Origin of the sequence: Pseudomonas syringae pv. cilantro (assembly GCF_001293775.1) — a bacterium.
Taxonomy (GTDB): domain Bacteria; phylum Pseudomonadota; class Gammaproteobacteria; order Pseudomonadales; family Pseudomonadaceae; genus Aquipseudomonas; species Aquipseudomonas syringae_P.
Genome location: NZ_LGLN01000033.1, coordinates 347,457 through 363,672 on the forward strand (window position 1 = coordinate 347,457; position 16,216 = coordinate 363,672).

At 60.8% G+C, this 16,216-nt stretch carries 17 protein-coding genes; 8 read left to right on the forward strand and 9 right to left on the reverse strand.

Translation table 11 applies throughout. The features are described 5' to 3' along the window. Positions 1 to 3 precede the first annotated feature (3 nt). Entirely contained in the window at positions 4 to 1,608 is a 1,605-nt protein-coding gene (locus ABJ99_RS08495; protein ID WP_054085445.1) for an ATP-binding protein, read from the forward strand. Then, positions 1,566 to 2,312: a siderophore-iron reductase FhuF gene (gene fhuF / locus ABJ99_RS08500; protein WP_054085446.1), complete on the forward strand. Its 747-nt coding sequence runs from the start codon at positions 1,566 to 1,568 to the stop codon at positions 2,310 to 2,312. Before ABJ99_RS08495 ends, fhuF begins: the two co-directional genes overlap by 43 nt. On the opposite strand, the gene ABJ99_RS08505 is transcribed toward fhuF, so the two are convergent. Both ABJ99_RS08505 and ABJ99_RS08510 read right to left on the reverse strand, forming a co-directional pair. Continuing rightward, entirely contained in the window at positions 2,313 to 3,038 is a 726-nt protein-coding gene (locus ABJ99_RS08505; RefSeq protein WP_217997737.1) for a 4'-phosphopantetheinyl transferase family protein, read from the reverse strand. A 165-nt stretch (positions 3,039 to 3,203) separates the two neighbouring features. Further along, entirely contained in the window at positions 3,204 to 3,992 is a 789-nt protein-coding gene (locus ABJ99_RS08510) for a dienelactone hydrolase family protein (protein ID WP_054085448.1), read from the reverse strand. A 177-nt stretch (positions 3,993 to 4,169) separates the two neighbouring features. Between ABJ99_RS08510 and ABJ99_RS08515 the strand changes: the two genes are divergently transcribed. The 4 genes from ABJ99_RS08515 (at position 4,170) to ABJ99_RS08530 (ending at position 8,356) form a co-directional block, all read left to right on the forward strand. Then, a complete protein-coding gene (locus ABJ99_RS08515) occupies positions 4,170 to 4,520 on the forward strand; it encodes a hypothetical protein (RefSeq protein ID WP_054085449.1) in 351 nt (116 codons plus the stop codon). 27 nt (positions 4,521 to 4,547) lie between these two features. Then, positions 4,548 to 5,225 carry a response regulator gene (locus tag ABJ99_RS08520; protein WP_003407750.1) on the forward strand — a complete coding sequence of 226 codons (678 nt, stop codon included), beginning with the start codon at positions 4,548 to 4,550 and terminating at the stop codon, positions 5,223 to 5,225. Continuing rightward, positions 5,222 to 6,568: an ATP-binding protein gene (locus tag ABJ99_RS08525; RefSeq protein WP_054085450.1), complete on the forward strand. Its 1,347-nt coding sequence runs from the start codon at positions 5,222 to 5,224 to the stop codon at positions 6,566 to 6,568. Before ABJ99_RS08520 ends, ABJ99_RS08525 begins: the two co-directional genes overlap by 4 nt. Before the next feature lie 435 nt (positions 6,569 to 7,003). Then, positions 7,004 to 8,356: a dicarboxylate/amino acid:cation symporter gene (locus tag ABJ99_RS08530; protein WP_054085451.1), complete on the forward strand. Its 1,353-nt coding sequence runs from the start codon at positions 7,004 to 7,006 to the stop codon at positions 8,354 to 8,356. A 53-nt stretch (positions 8,357 to 8,409) separates the two neighbouring features. Here ABJ99_RS08530 and ABJ99_RS08535 read toward each other — a convergent pair whose 3' ends face one another. After that, positions 8,410 to 8,904: a SprT family zinc-dependent metalloprotease gene (locus tag ABJ99_RS08535; protein WP_054085452.1), complete on the reverse strand. Its 495-nt coding sequence runs from the start codon at positions 8,902 to 8,904 to the stop codon at positions 8,410 to 8,412. A 192-nt stretch (positions 8,905 to 9,096) separates the two neighbouring features. On the opposite strand from ABJ99_RS08535, the gene ttcA reads away from it, so the two are divergent. Then, positions 9,097 to 9,921, forward strand: a complete 825-nt coding sequence (gene ttcA / locus ABJ99_RS08540; RefSeq protein WP_054085780.1) for a tRNA 2-thiocytidine(32) synthetase TtcA — start codon at positions 9,097 to 9,099, stop codon at positions 9,919 to 9,921. A gap of 6 nt (positions 9,922 to 9,927) precedes the next feature. Here ttcA and ABJ99_RS08545 read toward each other — a convergent pair whose 3' ends face one another. From ABJ99_RS08545 to arsC, 3 genes are all read right to left on the reverse strand, one after another. Further along, the gene (locus ABJ99_RS08545; RefSeq protein WP_054085453.1) at positions 9,928 to 10,599 is read right to left on the reverse strand and encodes a DNA-3-methyladenine glycosylase I; all 672 of its coding nucleotides are present in this window, start codon (positions 10,597 to 10,599) and stop codon (positions 9,928 to 9,930) included. 106 nt (positions 10,600 to 10,705) lie between these two features. Beyond that, complete coding sequence (gene wrbA / locus ABJ99_RS08550; protein ID WP_054079633.1) at positions 10,706 to 11,311, reverse strand: NAD(P)H:quinone oxidoreductase; 606 nt, start codon at positions 11,309 to 11,311, stop codon at positions 10,706 to 10,708. Further along, entirely contained in the window at positions 11,308 to 11,661 is a 354-nt protein-coding gene (gene arsC / locus ABJ99_RS08555) for an arsenate reductase (glutaredoxin) (RefSeq protein ID WP_054085454.1), read from the reverse strand. Before arsC ends, wrbA begins: the two co-directional genes overlap by 4 nt. A 145-nt stretch (positions 11,662 to 11,806) precedes the next feature. Here arsC and ABJ99_RS08560 point away from each other — a divergent pair, with 145 nt between their 5' ends. After that, complete coding sequence (locus ABJ99_RS08560; protein WP_054085455.1) at positions 11,807 to 12,274, forward strand: TlpA disulfide reductase family protein; 468 nt, start codon at positions 11,807 to 11,809, stop codon at positions 12,272 to 12,274. Between the two features lie 108 nt (positions 12,275 to 12,382). On the opposite strand, the gene ABJ99_RS08565 is transcribed toward ABJ99_RS08560, so the two are convergent. The 3 genes from ABJ99_RS08565 to ABJ99_RS08575 all read right to left on the reverse strand — a co-directional run bounded on the left by ABJ99_RS08565 (position 12,383) and on the right by ABJ99_RS08575 (position 16,137). Beyond that, on the reverse strand, positions 12,383 to 12,790 hold the full coding sequence (locus tag ABJ99_RS08565) for an META domain-containing protein (protein ID WP_054085456.1): 408 nt from the start codon (positions 12,788 to 12,790) through the stop codon (positions 12,383 to 12,385). Continuing rightward, positions 12,787 to 13,224, reverse strand: coding sequence for a hypothetical protein (locus ABJ99_RS08570; RefSeq protein WP_054085457.1), 438 nt, complete (start codon positions 13,222 to 13,224; stop codon positions 12,787 to 12,789). The genes ABJ99_RS08565 and ABJ99_RS08570 overlap by 4 nt, the downstream gene beginning before the upstream one ends. Positions 13,225 to 13,383: 159 nt before the next feature. Next, positions 13,384 to 16,137, reverse strand: coding sequence for a response regulator (locus tag ABJ99_RS08575; protein ID WP_054085458.1), 2,754 nt, complete (start codon positions 16,135 to 16,137; stop codon positions 13,384 to 13,386). Positions 16,138 to 16,216 lie beyond the last annotated feature (79 nt).

A 16,216-nucleotide genomic window follows, 5' to 3' on the forward strand; every position in this document is an offset into this window, starting at 1 on the left:
CTGATGAATTCGATCTTTCTGCGCATTTACGGTGGCGTGCTGGGCGTACTGGTACTGGTCGCGTTACTGGGCGTGTTGGCGCTGCATGTGCTCAATCAGGCGCGTGGCGAGCAATACCGCGAGCGTCTGGCCCACGGTACGTTTACGGTGATGGCCGACAATCTGATTGCCCTCAACGACATCGAGCGTCGTCGCGCCCTGGCGATCTGGGAGCGGCTGCTGGGTATTCCGCTGAGCCTGCAAAGCCTCGACGAGGCCCACCTCGACAGCAGCGCGTTGGGCCAGTTGGCGCGCGGCCAAGTGGTGGTCGAGCAGATCGGTCCGCACGCCGCCAGGGTCTATCGCCAGTTGAGCGACAAGGAGCCGCTGCTGTTGACCGGCGAAGTGCAGCAGATCACCGAGCAACTGGCGCGCGCGACGCTGTATTTATTGATCGATGAACTGGTGCGTTTTCCGGTCGATGAGCAACCGGCGCGCCTGCACGCCCTGCGCATCGACAAAGGCTTCGGTTTCGACCTGCATCTGCTGGCGCTGGATCAGGCCGACCTGGATGACGATCAGCGCCGCCGCATCTATGAAGGCGACACAGTGATGGCGCTGGGCAAGGGCGGCGACTCGATCCGCGTGCTGGCCGGGATTGTCGACACCAACTGGGTGCTGGAAATCGGCCCGCTGTACCAGATGAACCCCTATCCGCTGCACTGGCTGCTGCTGATTGCGCTGTTGGGGCTGTGTTTCATCGGGCTGGTGGTTTATCTGCTGGTGCGGCGCCTGGAGCGACGCGTGCTGGAACTGGAAGCCGCTGCCACGCAGATCGCTCAGGGCAGCCTGCAAACCCGTGTGCCCACCGAGGGTTCCGATTCGGTGGGGCGGGTGGCGGCTGCGTTCAACAGCATGGCCGAGAACCTGCAACGCTCGCTGATGATCCAGCGCGAGCTGGTGCGCGCCGTATCTCACGAGCTGCGCACGCCGGTGGCGCGGCTGCGTTTTGGTCTGGAGATGGTCAGCGACGCCGCCACCCCAGAGGCGCGGCTCAAGTACATGCGCGGCATGGACAGCGATATTCAGGACCTCGACAAGCTGGTGGATGAAATGCTGACCTACGCGCGCCTGGAGCAGGGCGCGCCGACCTTGAATTTCCAGCGGGTCGACCTGGATGCGCTGATTGATCAGGTCATCGCCGAACTGGCGCCGTTGCGTGCTGATGTCAGGGTGTCGCGGGGTGAGTGTTTTACGCCTGACGACACCGCCTGGGTCGAGGCCGAACCGCGCTACCTGCATCGGGCGCTACAGAATCTGGTCAGCAATGCGCTGCGTCATGCTGAAACCGAAGTGCGCATCAGCTACCGGCTGGGCGCGCAGCAGTGCCGTATCGACGTAGACGACGACGGGCCCGGCGTACCGGAAGAGGCCTGGGAGCAGATTTTCACGCCCTTCATGCGCATCGATGACAGCCGTACCCGGGCGTCAGGCGGGCATGGGCTGGGCCTGTCGATTGTGCGGCGAATCATCAACTGGCACGGAGGCCGCGCCTCGGTCGGGCGCAGTGGGGGCCTGGGCGGTGCGTGTTTCAGTCTGGCTTGGCCGCGCACGCAGGTGCCGCGTTGAGTGCGGACCTGTTCAGCGGGTCGCTGGAGCGCTTCGGGCGGACGCTGTTGGCGGCGGATGATCCGCAGATCGTTGTGGCGGTGCCTGAAGTGCTGCGGCCTGAGCGCCTTGAGCAACTGCTGCTGAGTGTTTACGGGCCGCAACTGATGCCCGGCCAGTTGCCGGTGCTGGTTTCGCAGTGGGCCAAATATTACTTCATGCAACTGATTCCGCCGGTGCTGGTTGCCAGTCTTGTGCATGGCTGGCACTGGCCGCTGGCGCTTGATCAGGTCGGTTTGGCGCTGGACGAGCGCGGCGTGCCAAGCGGTGTCAGGCTGGCGGGGCGGGGCGACCTTTGTCTGGATATTCCGGCAGATCCGTTTCGGCGATTTTCCGGGTTGCTTGACGATAACCTGCAGCCTTTCATCGCGGCGCTCAGTGCCTATGGCGACTTGCCGGGCATGGTGTTGTGGAGCAGCGCCGGGGATTATCTGGAGAGCTGTCTGACTCGACTGGCCGGGTGCAGTGATGTGTCACTGGAAGCCGGTTTGGCGCTATTGAGTGAGAAACGGCGAGCGGACGGGCGGACCAATCCGTTGTTTCAGGCGGTGCGCTACGTGCCGCAGGTGCAGGGTGCAGAACCACGTCGGCAGCGGCGCGTGTGTTGCTTGAGCCATCGGGTCGAGCGGGTCGGGCGCTGCGAGCATTGCCCGCTGCCCCAGTGATCAACCTTCGACCGCAACCAGACTCAACAGGTGATCGCCCAGCACGCTGAACTGGCCCTCCAGCTCCTTGCCCGCGTGCCATTCGCTGGACAGATCGATCAGCAGTCGCAAGCGGGCACGGCCGTCAGCGGACCACTCCAGCAGTTGGGCGTCTTCGAAATAGAAACGCTTTTGCACCATAGGGTAGAGCGCCTTGAACAGCGCTTCTTTGATCGAAAAGGTCAGCGTTACGCGCAACGCGACCTGATCGTCCGGCCCGGCGGCCATGTCCGCCAGCTCGGCAGCGGTCAGGATTTCCCCGGCCAGGCGTTCAGCGCGTTCGTGGCTCAGCAGGTTTTCCGTGTCCAGCCCCAGCCCGCGCCATTGTTGCCTGGGCGCCACCACCGCAGCGGCCCAGCCGGTACTGTGGGTGATCGAACCACAGACATCACCTGGCCAGACCGGCGCACGGTCTTCGCCCAGCGCGGGGATATGCAGGCGCCCATCAAGCTGACGCATGGCCTCGCGGGCGCAGAGTCGTCCGGCGAGGAATTCGGTCTGCCGCTTGGCGACCGACCGCTGAATGCTCGCCGGCGTCTCGATCGCACAACGCTGGAAATCACCGGCACTCAGCTTGTGCGGATCAAAACGCCCACTGACCAGCAGAGCGCCCGGCAAGGCATGTGGCAAAGGCCAATGCTGGACGAGTTCGGGGCAGCAGGGCGGGAGATTGGATAGTTGAGTCATGCGCGGCATTTTGCCGGGGGAATGGAGTGGAGGGAAGGGCGCTGGGTGTCACATCGTGCGACGCTCCGCGCCGCATGCCGTTCTGGACGCTCTGCATCCTCCTGGCGACGCAGAGCGTCGAGAACTGCATTCCCACGGAGCGTAGGGAACGATACCTCAACTCTCTCAGCCGAAGATCTTCTTGAAAAACACCTGCATGTCCGACCATGAGCTCTGGTCGGCCGCCTTGTCGTAGCCGATGTCCGGGCCGCCGTGTTCGCCGTGGCTCAGGCGGTCGGCGTCGGGGTTGGTGAAGCCGTGTTTGGCGCCGTCAATGCTGACGAATTTATAGTCAGCCCTGGCGTCGTCCATTTCTTTCTTGAAAGCGGCGACGTTCTCCGGGGTCACCATGCTGTCCTTGGCACCATGCTCGACCAGCATCGGCACCTTGATACCCGGTTTGGCCGGGGTGTTGGTGACCAGTGCACCGTGGAAGCTGACCACGCCCAGCAGGGGTTCGCCGCGACGCGCTGCATCCAGAACAATCTTGCCCCCGAAGCAGTAACCCACCGCTGCAATCTTTTTCGGATCGGTCTGCGGTTGTTTCTTCAGTTCCTCAAGCCCGGCATCAAAGCGCTTGTCGGCTGCATCGCTGTCCTTGAGGGCGGCCTGCATGAAGGCCATCGCGTCTTTCGGGTGTTCGGTGTTCTTGCCGTCGCCGTACATGTCGATGGCCATGGCGCTGTAGCCCAGTGCCGCCAGATCACGGGCGCGGCGCTTGGCGTAGTCGTTCAGCCCCCACCATTCGTGAACCACCAGCACACCGGGGCGCGGGCCTTTTACTGCGTCGTCGTAGGCGTAGTAACCGACCAGTTTTGTACCGTCGGCACTTTTGTAATCGATCTGCTCGGTCTTGATCGCCGCCTGGGCGAGCCCGGTCAGGCCCATCATGATCATTGCAATCCACAAACGCATGTTCAGCTCCTTCTTGGGTGGGGTGCAGCATGGATGTCAAAAGATAGCCGATTCTGCCATATGTGGCGCGCCCGACTGTTCAGTGCCGGTTCATGCAGTGTTCAGTTGGGGTTCAGCCCGGCACGATTACTGTTGAGCCGTACCTTGACAGCGTCCCCGAGCGCAAAAGGAGTCGATATGGTGAATCTCAACAAGTTTTTCCTGGCCCTGGCTTTCCTGGGTGGCAGTGCGGCGGTGCAGGCTGGCGACGGCAAACTTGAGGTGGCGCGTATCGAGTTCGCCAAGACCAGCGAAAGGCTCGACGACACGCACGGCTGGGGCCACTCGCTCGGCGGGCGGGGGCAATCCAGTGTGGCGGCGGGGACGCTTTATTCTCCGCCGGTTTACGGCAGTCTGACGGGGACCCACAATGGTCTGCCTGTCAGCCGCGAAATCCTGCTGGGAAGCTATGATGTGACACAGCATGTGCCCGTCAGCGCCCACCTGTTGAGTACTGATGCGACGATGTCGTTTCATTCTTTGTCTTGAGGCTGCAAGTGTGCCTGGGAGAGCTGCATGAAGTTGTTGGTAGTTGAGGATGAAGCGCTGCTGCGCCATCACCTGCGTACCCGTCTGACCGAAGCGGGGCATGTGGTCGAAGCGGTGGCCAACGCTGAAGAGGCGTTGTATCAGGTCGCGCAATTCAATCACGATCTGGCGGTGATCGACCTGGGTTTGCCGGGCATCGGCGGGCTGGACCTGATTCGTCAATTGCGTACGCTGGGCAAGGCGTTTCCGATTCTGATCCTGACCGCGCGCGGCAACTGGCAGGATAAGGTCGAAGGGCTGGCTGCCGGGGCTGATGACTACGTGGTCAAACCGTTCCAGTTCGAAGAGCTCGAAGCGCGGCTCAACGCTTTGCTACGCCGCTCCAGCGGCTTCATTCAGTCGACCATCACCGCTGGCCCGTTGTTGCTCGACCTCAATCGCAAGCACGCCGCACTGGCCGAACAGCCGCTGGCGCTGACCGCCTATGAATACCGCATTCTCGAGTACCTGATGCTCCATCACCAGCAAGTGGTGCCAAAAGAGCGCCTGATGGAGCAGTTGTACCCGGATGACGATGAGCGTGATCCGAACGTGATCGAAGTGCTGGTCGGCCGTCTGCGCCGCAAGCTGGACAGCAGCGTGGCTTTCAAACCTATCGAAACCGTGCGCGGCATGGGCTATCTGTTCAATGAGCGCTGTACGTGATTCGTTCGCTTCGCCTGCGCTTGATGTTGGGCGCCGCCACCCTGGCGGTGATCTTCATGCTGCTGATGCTGCCTGCCTTGCAGGGTGCCTTTAGCCTGGCGCTACGCGGAGCGATTGAGCAACGGCTGGCGTCCGATGTCACCACCATGATTTCGGCCGCACGCGTCGAAGACGGTCATCTTTTGATGCCTTCGGTATTGCCGGGCGAACAGTTCAACCTGCCTGGCAGCCGTCTGCTGGGTTACATCTATAACCGCCAGGGGCAAATGGTCTGGCGTTCGCTGTCCACCGAAGGCGAAAACATCGACTACCACCCGCACTATGACGGGCAGGGCAGCGAGTTCACCAAAATCAAGGAACTCAACGGCGACGAGTATTTCGTCTACGACGTTGAAATCCGTCTGCTGGGTGGCCGCAATGCCGCGTTCAGTATCGTTGCCGTGCAGCCGTTACGCGGCTATCAGGAAACCATCGACGGTTTGCGGCGCAAACTATATCTGGGTTTTGGTGCAGCCTTGCTGGTGCTGCTCGGCCTGCTATGGATGGGCCTGACCTGGGGGCTGCGTGCCTTGCGCAGCCTGAGTCAGGAGCTGGATCAGGTGGAATCGGGGATGCGCGACAGCCTGAGCGAAGAACACCCCAGCGAACTGCTGCGCCTGACTGACTCGCTCAACCGGCTGTTGCGCAGTGAGCGTGAACAGCGGATTCGCTACCGTGATTCGCTGGATGATTTGGCCCACAGCCTGAAAACGCCGTTGGCAGTGTTGCAGGGCGTCAGCGAAAACATCGCCAAGCGCCCCGAGGACATGGAACAGGCGTGGGTGCTGCAATCGCAGATCGAGCGCATGAGCCAGCAGATCGGTTATCAACTGCAGCGCGCCAGCTTGCGCAAAAGCGGTCTGGTGCGCCATCACGTCATGCTGCGGCCAGTGGTTGAAAGCCTGTGCAATACGCTGGACAAGGTGTACCGCGACAAACAGGTCAACGCCACGCTGGACCTGCCGGAACAGTGCCAGGTGCATATGGAGGAGGGCGCGTTGCTGGAGATGCTCGGCAACTTGCTGGAAAATGCCTATCGGCTGTGCCTGAGCGAGGTGCGGGTGAGTTTCAGTCAGTCCGCAACGGGCGACGAGCTGTGCATCGAAGACGACGGCCCCGGCGTTCCGCACAGCCAGCGCGCGCGCATTCTGGAGCGTGGTGAACGGCTGGATCGCCAGAACCCCGGGCAAGGGATCGGTCTGGCGGTAGTCAAGGACATCATCGAGAGCTACGGCGCACAACTGACACTGGACGATTCGCCACTGGGCGGCGCAGCGTTCAGGATTCATTTTCTGGCGCAGTGATGGTGGTTAAAGGCATTGGCACGAGAGCTGGATTCTCGTTACTACGCTCCAGCGTAGGAATGCCTTTCGTGACGCTCCGCGTCACATATCTGCGTCGCACTACGTACTATAGATCGGACGCCGAGTTGCCAAAACTGCGTTCCTCATGCCCCCTCAAAAGGCGGATAACCGCCACTCAACATCTGTTTTTTCCTCGATACGGCGGAAAACCGCCACTTCTACCGTCGAATCCCGGCTACCATTACCCGTCCAGGCCTTGCACAGCGCGGGTTTGATATCAATTTGACTCCATGGCACGCGTATTGCTATCCAGTGGGTAGATGTCTGCCCCGTGCAGCTCGACAAAACAAATCCCTCCAGTGCAGGAGGGTTAGCGCTTTATAGGCTCGCGTGCATCAGGTGAAGATGCCGACGACGCCCTTGAGGAAAACTGCAATGACGACTCGTCAGCCTATCTACAAATCCCTCTATTTTCAGGTAATCGTTGCGATTGTCATCGGTATCCTGATCGGTCACTTCTACCCGGACACCGGCAAGGCGCTAAAGCCGCTGGGTGACGGGTTCATCAAACTGATCAAGATGGTCATCGCTCCGATCATTTTCTGTACAGTCGTCAGCGGTATCGCCGGCATGCAGAACATGAAATCGGTTGGCAAGACCGGTGGTTATGCGCTGCTGTACTTCGAGATCGTTTCGACCATCGCCCTGCTGATCGGTCTGATCGTGGTCAACGTGGTTCAGCCGGGTGTCGGCATGAACATCGACGTCAGCACGCTCGATGCTTCGAAGATCGCCGCCTACGTCACTGCCGGCAAGGATCAGAGCATCATCGGCTTTATCCTTAACGTGATTCCGAACACCATCGTCGGTGCATTTGCCAATGGCGATATCCTGCAAGTCCTGATGTTCTCGGTGATCTTCGGCTTCGCCCTGCATCGCCTGGGTGCCTACGGCAAGCCGGTTCTGGACTTCATCGATCGCTTCGCCCACGTGATGTTTAACATCATCAACATGATCATGAAGCTGGCACCGCTGGGTGCATTCGGTGCCATGGCCTTCACCATCGGTGCCTATGGCGTCAGCTCGCTGGTGCAGTTGGGTCAGTTGATGATCTGTTTCTACATCACTTGCGTTCTGTTCGTCGTGTTCGTGCTGGGCGGGATCGCCCGCGCTCACGGCTTCAGCATCTTCAAGCTGATTCGCTACATCCGTGAAGAGCTGTTGATCGTACTGGGTACTTCTTCTTCGGAATCCGCCCTGCCGCGCATGCTGATCAAGATGGAGCGCCTGGGTGCCAAGAAGTCTGTGGTCGGCCTGGTTATCCCGACGGGCTACTCGTTCAACCTGGACGGTACGTCGATCTACCTGACCATGGCCGCCGTGTTCATCGCTCAGGCGACCAACACGCACATGGACATCACGCACCAGATCACTCTGTTGCTGGTATTGCTGCTGTCGTCCAAAGGTGCTGCTGGTGTAACCGGTAGCGGCTTCATCGTACTGGCGGCGACCCTGTCGGCTGTAGGCCACCTGCCGGTTGCCGGTCTGGCGCTGATTCTGGGTATCGACCGCTTCATGTCCGAAGCCCGCGCCCTGACCAACCTGGTGGGTAACGCTGTTGCCACCGTCGTGGTTGCCAAGTGGGTCGGCGAGCTGGACACCGACAAGCTGCAATCCGAACTGGCTTCCGGTGGCAGCGCCATTCTGGAAACCCGTCCTGAAGACGACCTCGGCGTTGCCGAAGGCCCGACTCCAGCGGCTGCGGTGAGTACCACCAAGACTGTCTGATAACCTCAGGCCATGAAAAAACCCATCTTCGGATGGGTTTTTTTATGGCCGGGTCAATCCGTGCGGATCTCGCCACTGAATACCAGCGGCTCGCGGCAACGGCGGCACAGGTAACGTCGTCCCTTGCGAACCATGCTGTGGCGCTGGGACGTGAACGGGAAGTCGCTGTCCGGGCATGGGCAGCGATAGATGTAACGCGTCACGCTGCGGCGCTGAACGGCATAGGTATGACAGCGATTGGGCGGCAGCTCGTAGACACCGCGCATGATCAGCTGCCACTCTTCGCCATGCGGCTGAATACCGCCACCGAACAGTTGATGGGCAATCAGGTGCGCGACTTCGTGCGGCACGGTCTGGCGCAGGAAGTCTTCGGCGTTCTCTTTATAGAGCTGCGGATTGAAACGCAGCAGGTTTTCGTGCAAGTGCGCGACGCCGGCCTTCTGGCCACGCAACTGAAAACTGACCACTGGCCGTTTGAACGTGCGTTTGAAGAAGGCTTCGGCTTGCTGATAACAGGTTTCGACGCGGGAATTGAGTTGTTCGTGCATGCGTTATGGCTCTCCAGTGCCCCCAGTATGCCGCAAGGTTACGCGCGGCTGAAAATGCCAGCCGCCCGGTGGTCGTTTTCGAGTCAGTGCTGTTGCCAGTTTGAACGGCATGCGCGCAGTCTGTTTAACCCCGTATCGGTTATGCGTAAAATGACCGCCCTTTCTCAAACCACCGGCGGATACCTTCAGCAAATGGGCACCCTTTCAGTCAATCAGAACAAACTGCAGAAACGTCTGCGTCGACTGGCCGGCGAAGCGGTGGCCGACTTCAATATGATCGAGGAGGGTGACAAGGTCATGGTCTGCCTGTCCGGCGGCAAGGACAGCTACACCCTGCTTGATGTACTGATGCACTTTCAGAAAGTGGCGCCGATCAGGTTCGATATCGTGGCGGTCAACATGGACCAGAAGCAGCCGGGTTTTCCCGAGCATGTGCTGCCGGCCTATCTGAAGGCGCTGGGGGTCGAGTACCACATCGTCGAGAAGGACACCTATTCGGTGGTCAAAGAGCTGATCCCCGAAGGCAAGACCACGTGCTCGCTGTGTTCGCGCCTGCGTCGCGGCACGCTGTACACCTTCGCCGACGAGATCGGTGCCACCAAGATGGCGCTGGGGCATCACCGTGATGACATCGTCGAGACGTTCTTCCTGAATATGTTCTTCAATGGCTCGCTAAAAGCCATGCCGCCCAAACTGCGTGCCGATGACGGTCGCAACGTGGTGATTCGCCCGTTGGCTTACTGCCACGAGAAGGACATCCAGGCTTACTCGGACCTCAAGCAGTTTCCGATCATTCCCTGCAACCTGTGCGGCTCGCAGGAAAACCTGCAACGCCAGGTGGTCAAGGACATGCTGCTGGACTGGGAGCGCAAGACGCCGGGCCGCACCGAAAGCATCTTCCGCGCCCTGCAGAATGTGCAGCCTTCGCAACTGGCCGACCGCAAGCTGTTCGACTTCAACAATCTGCGCATCGACGAAACCGCGGCGTCACGGTTCGTCAATGTGGTGAATATCTGAGCCTGATCAGTGGTTGACGGTGAACGACAGCATTGCTGAAAGCTGGCACATCGGTCGGCCGCTTTCGGCGTGCCACTGGTTGAACACATCCTGCACGAGGGCCTGATCGCGTTTGCTGGTTGGCACTTTGTCGACGATGTCTTGCGCGTTCAGCGCGGCGACCACATCCCAGGTCGGAATGAAGGTGTCCTTGCCGACCATGCGCAAAAAGCGCGGCGATGACAGGCCACCCATCTGGTTGCCGTGCTTGGCCAGGTACTGCCACAGGCCGGTAATGTTATCGACCGGCCAGTCGGCGATGAATTTGCCGAAGCTGCCATGCTCCTGTTCGATGTCCAGAATCAGCTGCGCATTGCGTGGCACGCTCTTGAGCTTGCCCAGGTGACGAATGATACGCGCGTCCTGCATCAGCCGCTCCAGATGGTCAGCACCCATCAGCACGACCTTCTCCGGGTCGAAGCGGAAGAACACTTCTTCAAAAGCGGGCCATTTGGAGTCCACCAGACTGTGCTTCAGGCCGGCACGAAACACCCGCAGCGCCATGGTCGACAGGTAACGGTCGGCGCTGATGGCCTGCAGTTGTTTCGGCGTTTTGGGGGAGGGCAGATGAGCTTCCAGAGCTTTGGCAGAGCCGAATCGATTCAGGCAATACTCGTTCAGCCATTTGTAGTCGTGCATCGGTTCTCCAGAAGATTCAACAGGCAGGTCAAGGGTTCAGACCGACCCTTGAGCTGCAAGTTTGCGATTTTAGCGAAAGCGGGTGGTGGCGCTTCTGGCGAACCGGTCAGCCGCGTGGGGCGTCCAGTTGCAGTGCGGTTTTCGCCAGACGCTGGCCCAGTGCGCGGCACAACTCGGTTTCGTGGCGGTCCAGCGCGCGCTTGCCGTCGGCACCGGCATGGTGACTGGCGCCATACGGCGTGCCGCCGCCGGTGGTTTCGAGCAGCGCCGATTCGCTGTAGGGCAGGCCCATCAGCAGCATGCCGTGGTGCAGCAATGGCAGCAGCATCGACATCAACGTGGTTTCCTGACCGCCGTGCAGGCTGGCGGTGGAGGTGAACACGCCCGCAGGCTTGCCAACCAGCGCGCCGGTCAGCCACAGGTTGCTGGTGCCGTCGAGAAAGTATTTCAGCGGCGCGGCCATGTTGCCAAAGCGGGTCGGGCTACCCAGCGCCAGACCCGAGCAGTTTTTCAGGTCGTCGAGGCTGGCGTACAGCGCGCCGCTCTCCGGGATTTCCGGCGCAGTCGCTTCGCAGTCGGCAGAAATGGCGGGTACGGTGCGCAGCCGTGCTTCCATGCCGCCCAGTTCTACACCGCGGGCAATCTGCCGGGCCATTTCGCCGGTCGAGCCGTTGCGGGTGTAATACAGGACCAGAATATAAGGTGTGCTCACGGCAGCAGCTCCAGAATGTTCTCGGGTGGACGGCCAATCACGGCCTTGTCGCCGACGACCAGAATCGGTCGCTCGATCAGTTTGGGGTGGGTAGCCATGGCGGCAATCAGTTGCTCGTCGCTGAGGCTCGGGTCGGCCAGATTGAGTTGCTTGTAGTCGTCTTCACCGGTGCGCAGCAGTTGTCGTGCGCCGAAGCCCAGCTTGCCGAGCAGGTCGCGCAAGGCGGCTGCGTCGGGCGCTGTTTCCAGATACAGAACCACGTCCGGGCTCAGGCCACGAGCCTGAAGCAGTTCCAGCGCGCCGCGGGATTTGGTGCAGCGCGGGTTGTGATACAGCGTCAGATCGGTCATTTGCAGGTCGCATCTTGTATGGGGTGGGGCGTATTCTACCCAGCGATGACACTGTTCGACATATCGGATGGTCAATAGTCGTAACGTGGGTATAAGAAAGCCTGGTCATCGGTAACGCAGGTTGAACGGGCGAGGAAGGAAATTAATGGCAATGCGATTGACTGCAGCGGTGATACTTCTCGGCAGTTTGCTGCTCAGCGGCTGTGGCGTGGACCTGGGCACCGACCAGGATGGTCAGAAGGTCGCCAGCGAGCGGATAAAGGGCCACTGGCTGGTGGTCAACTATTGGGCTGAATGGTGCGGCCCGTGCCGGACCGAGGTGCCGGAATTCAATGCACTGTCCGAGCAGCTCAAGGACAAGAAAGTCACGGTGCTGGGGGTCAACTTTGACAACCTGCAAGGTGACGAACTGAAAAATGCCGCCAACGCGCTCGGCATCAAGTTCACCGTACTGGCCCAGGACCCGGCCGAACAGTACAGCCTGCCGCCGTCGGAAGCGCTGCCAGTGACCTACATCATCGACGACAAAGGCAAGATGCGCGAACAACTGCTCGGCGAGCAATCGGCGGCGACCGTGATCCAGAAGCTCAACGCGCTGCGCGGGGAGGGCTGATCAGATCAGTTGACCACGCTCTGCGTCGCAGCGAGGACGCGGAGCGTCCAGAACGGCATGCGACGCGGAGCGCCGCACGATAGTCACAGGCAGGAGCCCGGGGCACTGTCAGCTATCTTCCAGCCAGAAGCGCAGCGGTTTGCCTTCGGCGGGCCACAGGCGCAGTTGCTCGATGGGCGAGATGTCCCAGCGTTTTACGCTGCCGATGGCTCTGATGAAGCGCTGTTCCTGTTCCATCAGCGCTGGTGCGCACATTTTGCGGGTTTTGCCCACTGCGCCGAAACTGATGGTGTGGTCGTTCAGGGTGTAAGGCGCGAACCAGTGGTTGCAGCCCGCATTACCGTAAGCGCGGCCATCGGCACCCAGGGTCATGGTCAGGTGACTGTTGTCGATCAGCGGCCGTTCGCCGATCCATTCCATGACGTAGCTTTTATCCTGCCGAATCGGCAGCGGATCTGCAGTGCATCCGACCAGCAGCGCGCCGCCGATCAGGCCAACAAGCGCGAGCTGTCTCATGCGGCCTTCTCCTGACACTTCTTGCAGACGTGCTTTTTGCCTTCGGTTTTCCAGCCCAGCTCCGCGATGCGCGCAGTAGCGGCCGGTTTCCGCGCCTTGAGGCTCAGCTTGCTCTCGACCATGAACTCGAAATTCAGTTCGGCGTTGCAGCTGTCGCAATGCACCTGCCAATGATGGATCGCCAGTTCGTCGAACACCGGGCCTTTGGCCACTGCGATCCACTGGCCCGGCGGGTTGATCAGGTGCCGGACCTTCTCGACCGTCAGGCGCATGTGCAGGCTTTTGCTGCCTTTGATGGACACCAGCAACTGGTCATGATCGTGAATCGAGCCGCCGTTGCCGGTGACCTGATAGCGACCGGGTGCCAGAGTGCGGCATTCAGTCAGGGTATGTTGCGGGTTGAGCATGCTGTAGCGGAAATCGTGTTCGACCATGGGTCCTCCAAAATTGCGCGCATCCTACCATGCTCCGTGCTGATCGTTCCTGGCGTATGGCTGCGACTATCGTGCTAATGCTCCGCGTTGGCGCGCCGTTCTGGACGCTCCGCGTCCTGTTAACGACGCAGTCGGAGTGCAGAGGTCGCCAGCGTCAGGTCAAGCAGAAACCCGCGCCTCCGCCCCCAGACGGACAATGGCTTTGTCCAGATCGTCCAGCGCGTCTTCAGTGTGCGGGGCGTCTTGTTTCAGGAGTGTTTCGGCGCGCTGGCAGGCCGTGCGCAGTTGCGGCACGCCGCAGTAGCGCGTTGCACCGTGCAAGCGATGAACGCGTTCGATCAGGGCCTGCACATCGTTGCTGGCACGCGCCGTGCGAATGGCCTCGCGGTCGGCGTCCAGTGATGCCAGGAGCATGGCCAGCATGTCGGCCGCCAGGTCTGGCTTGCCCGCAGCCAGACGCAGCCCTTCTTCGTGATCGAGCACCAGTGGTCCGACGTGAGTCAGCATCGCTTCATGCTGGCGCTCCGGTGCCGGAGCGCGTAGCGCCAGCCCTGTCCATTTGAGCACCACCTGTCCCAATTGCCGTTCGCTGATCGGTTTGGTCAGGTAGTCGTCCATGCCGCTTTGCAGCAACGAGCGTTTTTCGTTGGCCATGGCGTGCGCGGTCAGCGCGACGATGGGCAGCGACGTCTGGTTGCGTTCAGCTTCCCAGGCGCGAATCGCTTCGGTGGCCTGACGCCCGTCCATGCCGGGCATCTGCACGTCCATCAGAACCAGATCGAAGGCCTCCTGACACACGGCGTTGACCGCCGCATAACCGCCTTCGACCGCCACCACTTCGGCACCCATGTCTTCGAGCAGCGTCTGCACCAGCAACAGGTTCGCCGGGTTGTCGTCCACGCACAGCACGCGCGGCGCTCGGCTGGACAACGGCAGGCTGATGTCAGCCCGCACCGCTCTGGGCGCTATCAGCTCCGACAGGGCCTTTTGCAGCTTGCGAGTACAAGCGGGCTTGGCCTGCAACTGGGTGTAAACGTCATGCACCGCCAATTGAAACACCGCATGTTCCGTGGTCGGGCACAGCACCATGACCTTGCAGTTGAGGTTTTCCAGGTCCCAGATGTGCTGGCGCAACCGCTCTGGCGAGATTTCCAGCGCAGTCCCGCCCAGCACCGCCAGATCGATCGCCAACGGCGTTTCGTGCACCGCTGTGACGCCGTTGAGCAGGTTTTCCAGATTATTGAACACCACGGTGTGCAGGCCGCAATCTTCCAGCTGGTGCTCCAACGCCTGGCGCGCCAGATCATGATGCTCAAGCACCGCAGCACGCAGCCCTTCCAGTGGAATATTGAGCGACTCTTCCTTGTCTTCGCGGGCCTTGGGCAGTTTCAGGCTGATCCAGAACTCCGAACCCACGCCCGGCGTGCTGTCGACACCGATTTCGCCGCCCATCTGCTCGATCAGGCGCTTGGAAATCACCAGCCCCAGACCGGTGCCGCCCGGCTGGCGCGACAGCGAATTGTCGGCCTGGCTGAAGGCTTGAAACAACGCCCGCACATCCTGACTGGACAGGCCGATGCCCGTGTCCTGCACGCTAATGCGCAGTTGCGCGTGTTCTTCGGTTTCGTCTTCGAGCATGGCGCGGGCGACGATGGTGCCTTCGCGGGTGAACTTGATCGCGTTGCTGACCAGATTGGTCAGAATCTGCCGCAGGCGCAGCGGGTCGCCGGACAGTGCCAGCGGCGTGTCGCGGTACACCAGACTGACCAGCTCCAGCTGTTTGGCGTGGGCGGCCGGGGCAAGGATGGTCAGCGTGTCCTGCAACAGATCGCGCAGGTTGAACGGAATATTGTCGAGCACCAGCTTGCCGGCTTCGATCTTCGAAAAGTCGAGAATCTCGTTGATGATGCTCAGCAAGTTGTCGGCGGACTTTTCGATGGTTGCCAGATAGTCGAACTGGCGCGGCGTCAGCTCGCTTTTTTGCAGTAAATGGGTGAAGCCCAGAATGCCGTTGAGCGGGGTGCGGATTTCATGGCTCATGTTGGCGAGGAATTCAGACTTGATGCGGCTGGCCTCCAGCGCTTCTTTGCGCGCCAGGTCCAGCTCGATGTTCTGGATTTCAATGGTTTCCAGATTCTGCCGGACGTCCTCGGTGGCCTGGTCGATGCTCAGTTGCAGTTCTTCCTGCGCATTCTGCAATGTGGCTGCCATGCGGTTGATGCCCGAGGCCAGTTCGTCCAGCTCGCGGCTGCCCAGTGGAGGCAGGCGGGTTTCGAGGTTGCCGTCCTTGAGTTGCGACACCGCCTGCTTGATCAGGCTCATCGGCCCGTTGATCGTGCGGCTCAGACGCACGGCAACGATGGCGGTAAAGGCCAGCCCGGTAAAGATCAGCAGCACGCTGGCAAACAGGCTTCTGTAGCCGCGCAGCAAGGTGCCATTGTGGGAAATTTCCAGATCCACCCAGCCTAGCAGCGTGTCGGCCTCGGCGGGAATGATCGGGCTGGTCAGGTGGCGCTGATGACCAAACACCGGCAGCAGATAACGGGTGGCATCGACCCCGGTCGAACTGAGCAGTTGCGAGCTGTTGCCGATGGGCACCGGGCTGATCATGGTCGGCCCGGCGTGGGCCAGCGGCGTGCGATCGACATCCAGAAACGTCACGGCGCGCACGTCGTTCTGTTCCAGCGTCTGCGAGGCGATGCGACTCAACAGCACGTCATCCTTGCGGCCCAGAGCATTGGCCGACAACGGCGCGAGATCCTGCGCGATCATCTCGCCGCGCTGCAGCAACTGCCTTTGCAGTTCACTCAATTGCATCCAGGTGAAATAGCCACCGAGCATCGCGGCCATCAGGCTGGCAGGCAGAATCGTCAGTAGCAGCACACGGCCTTTTATACCCAGCTTGGTCAGCACGCTTTCTCTCCAGCAACAGGTATCAATCCGTCGATAACAGGCATCGGCTGCCTGGCTGTATCGGCACGAGGCAGTGAGT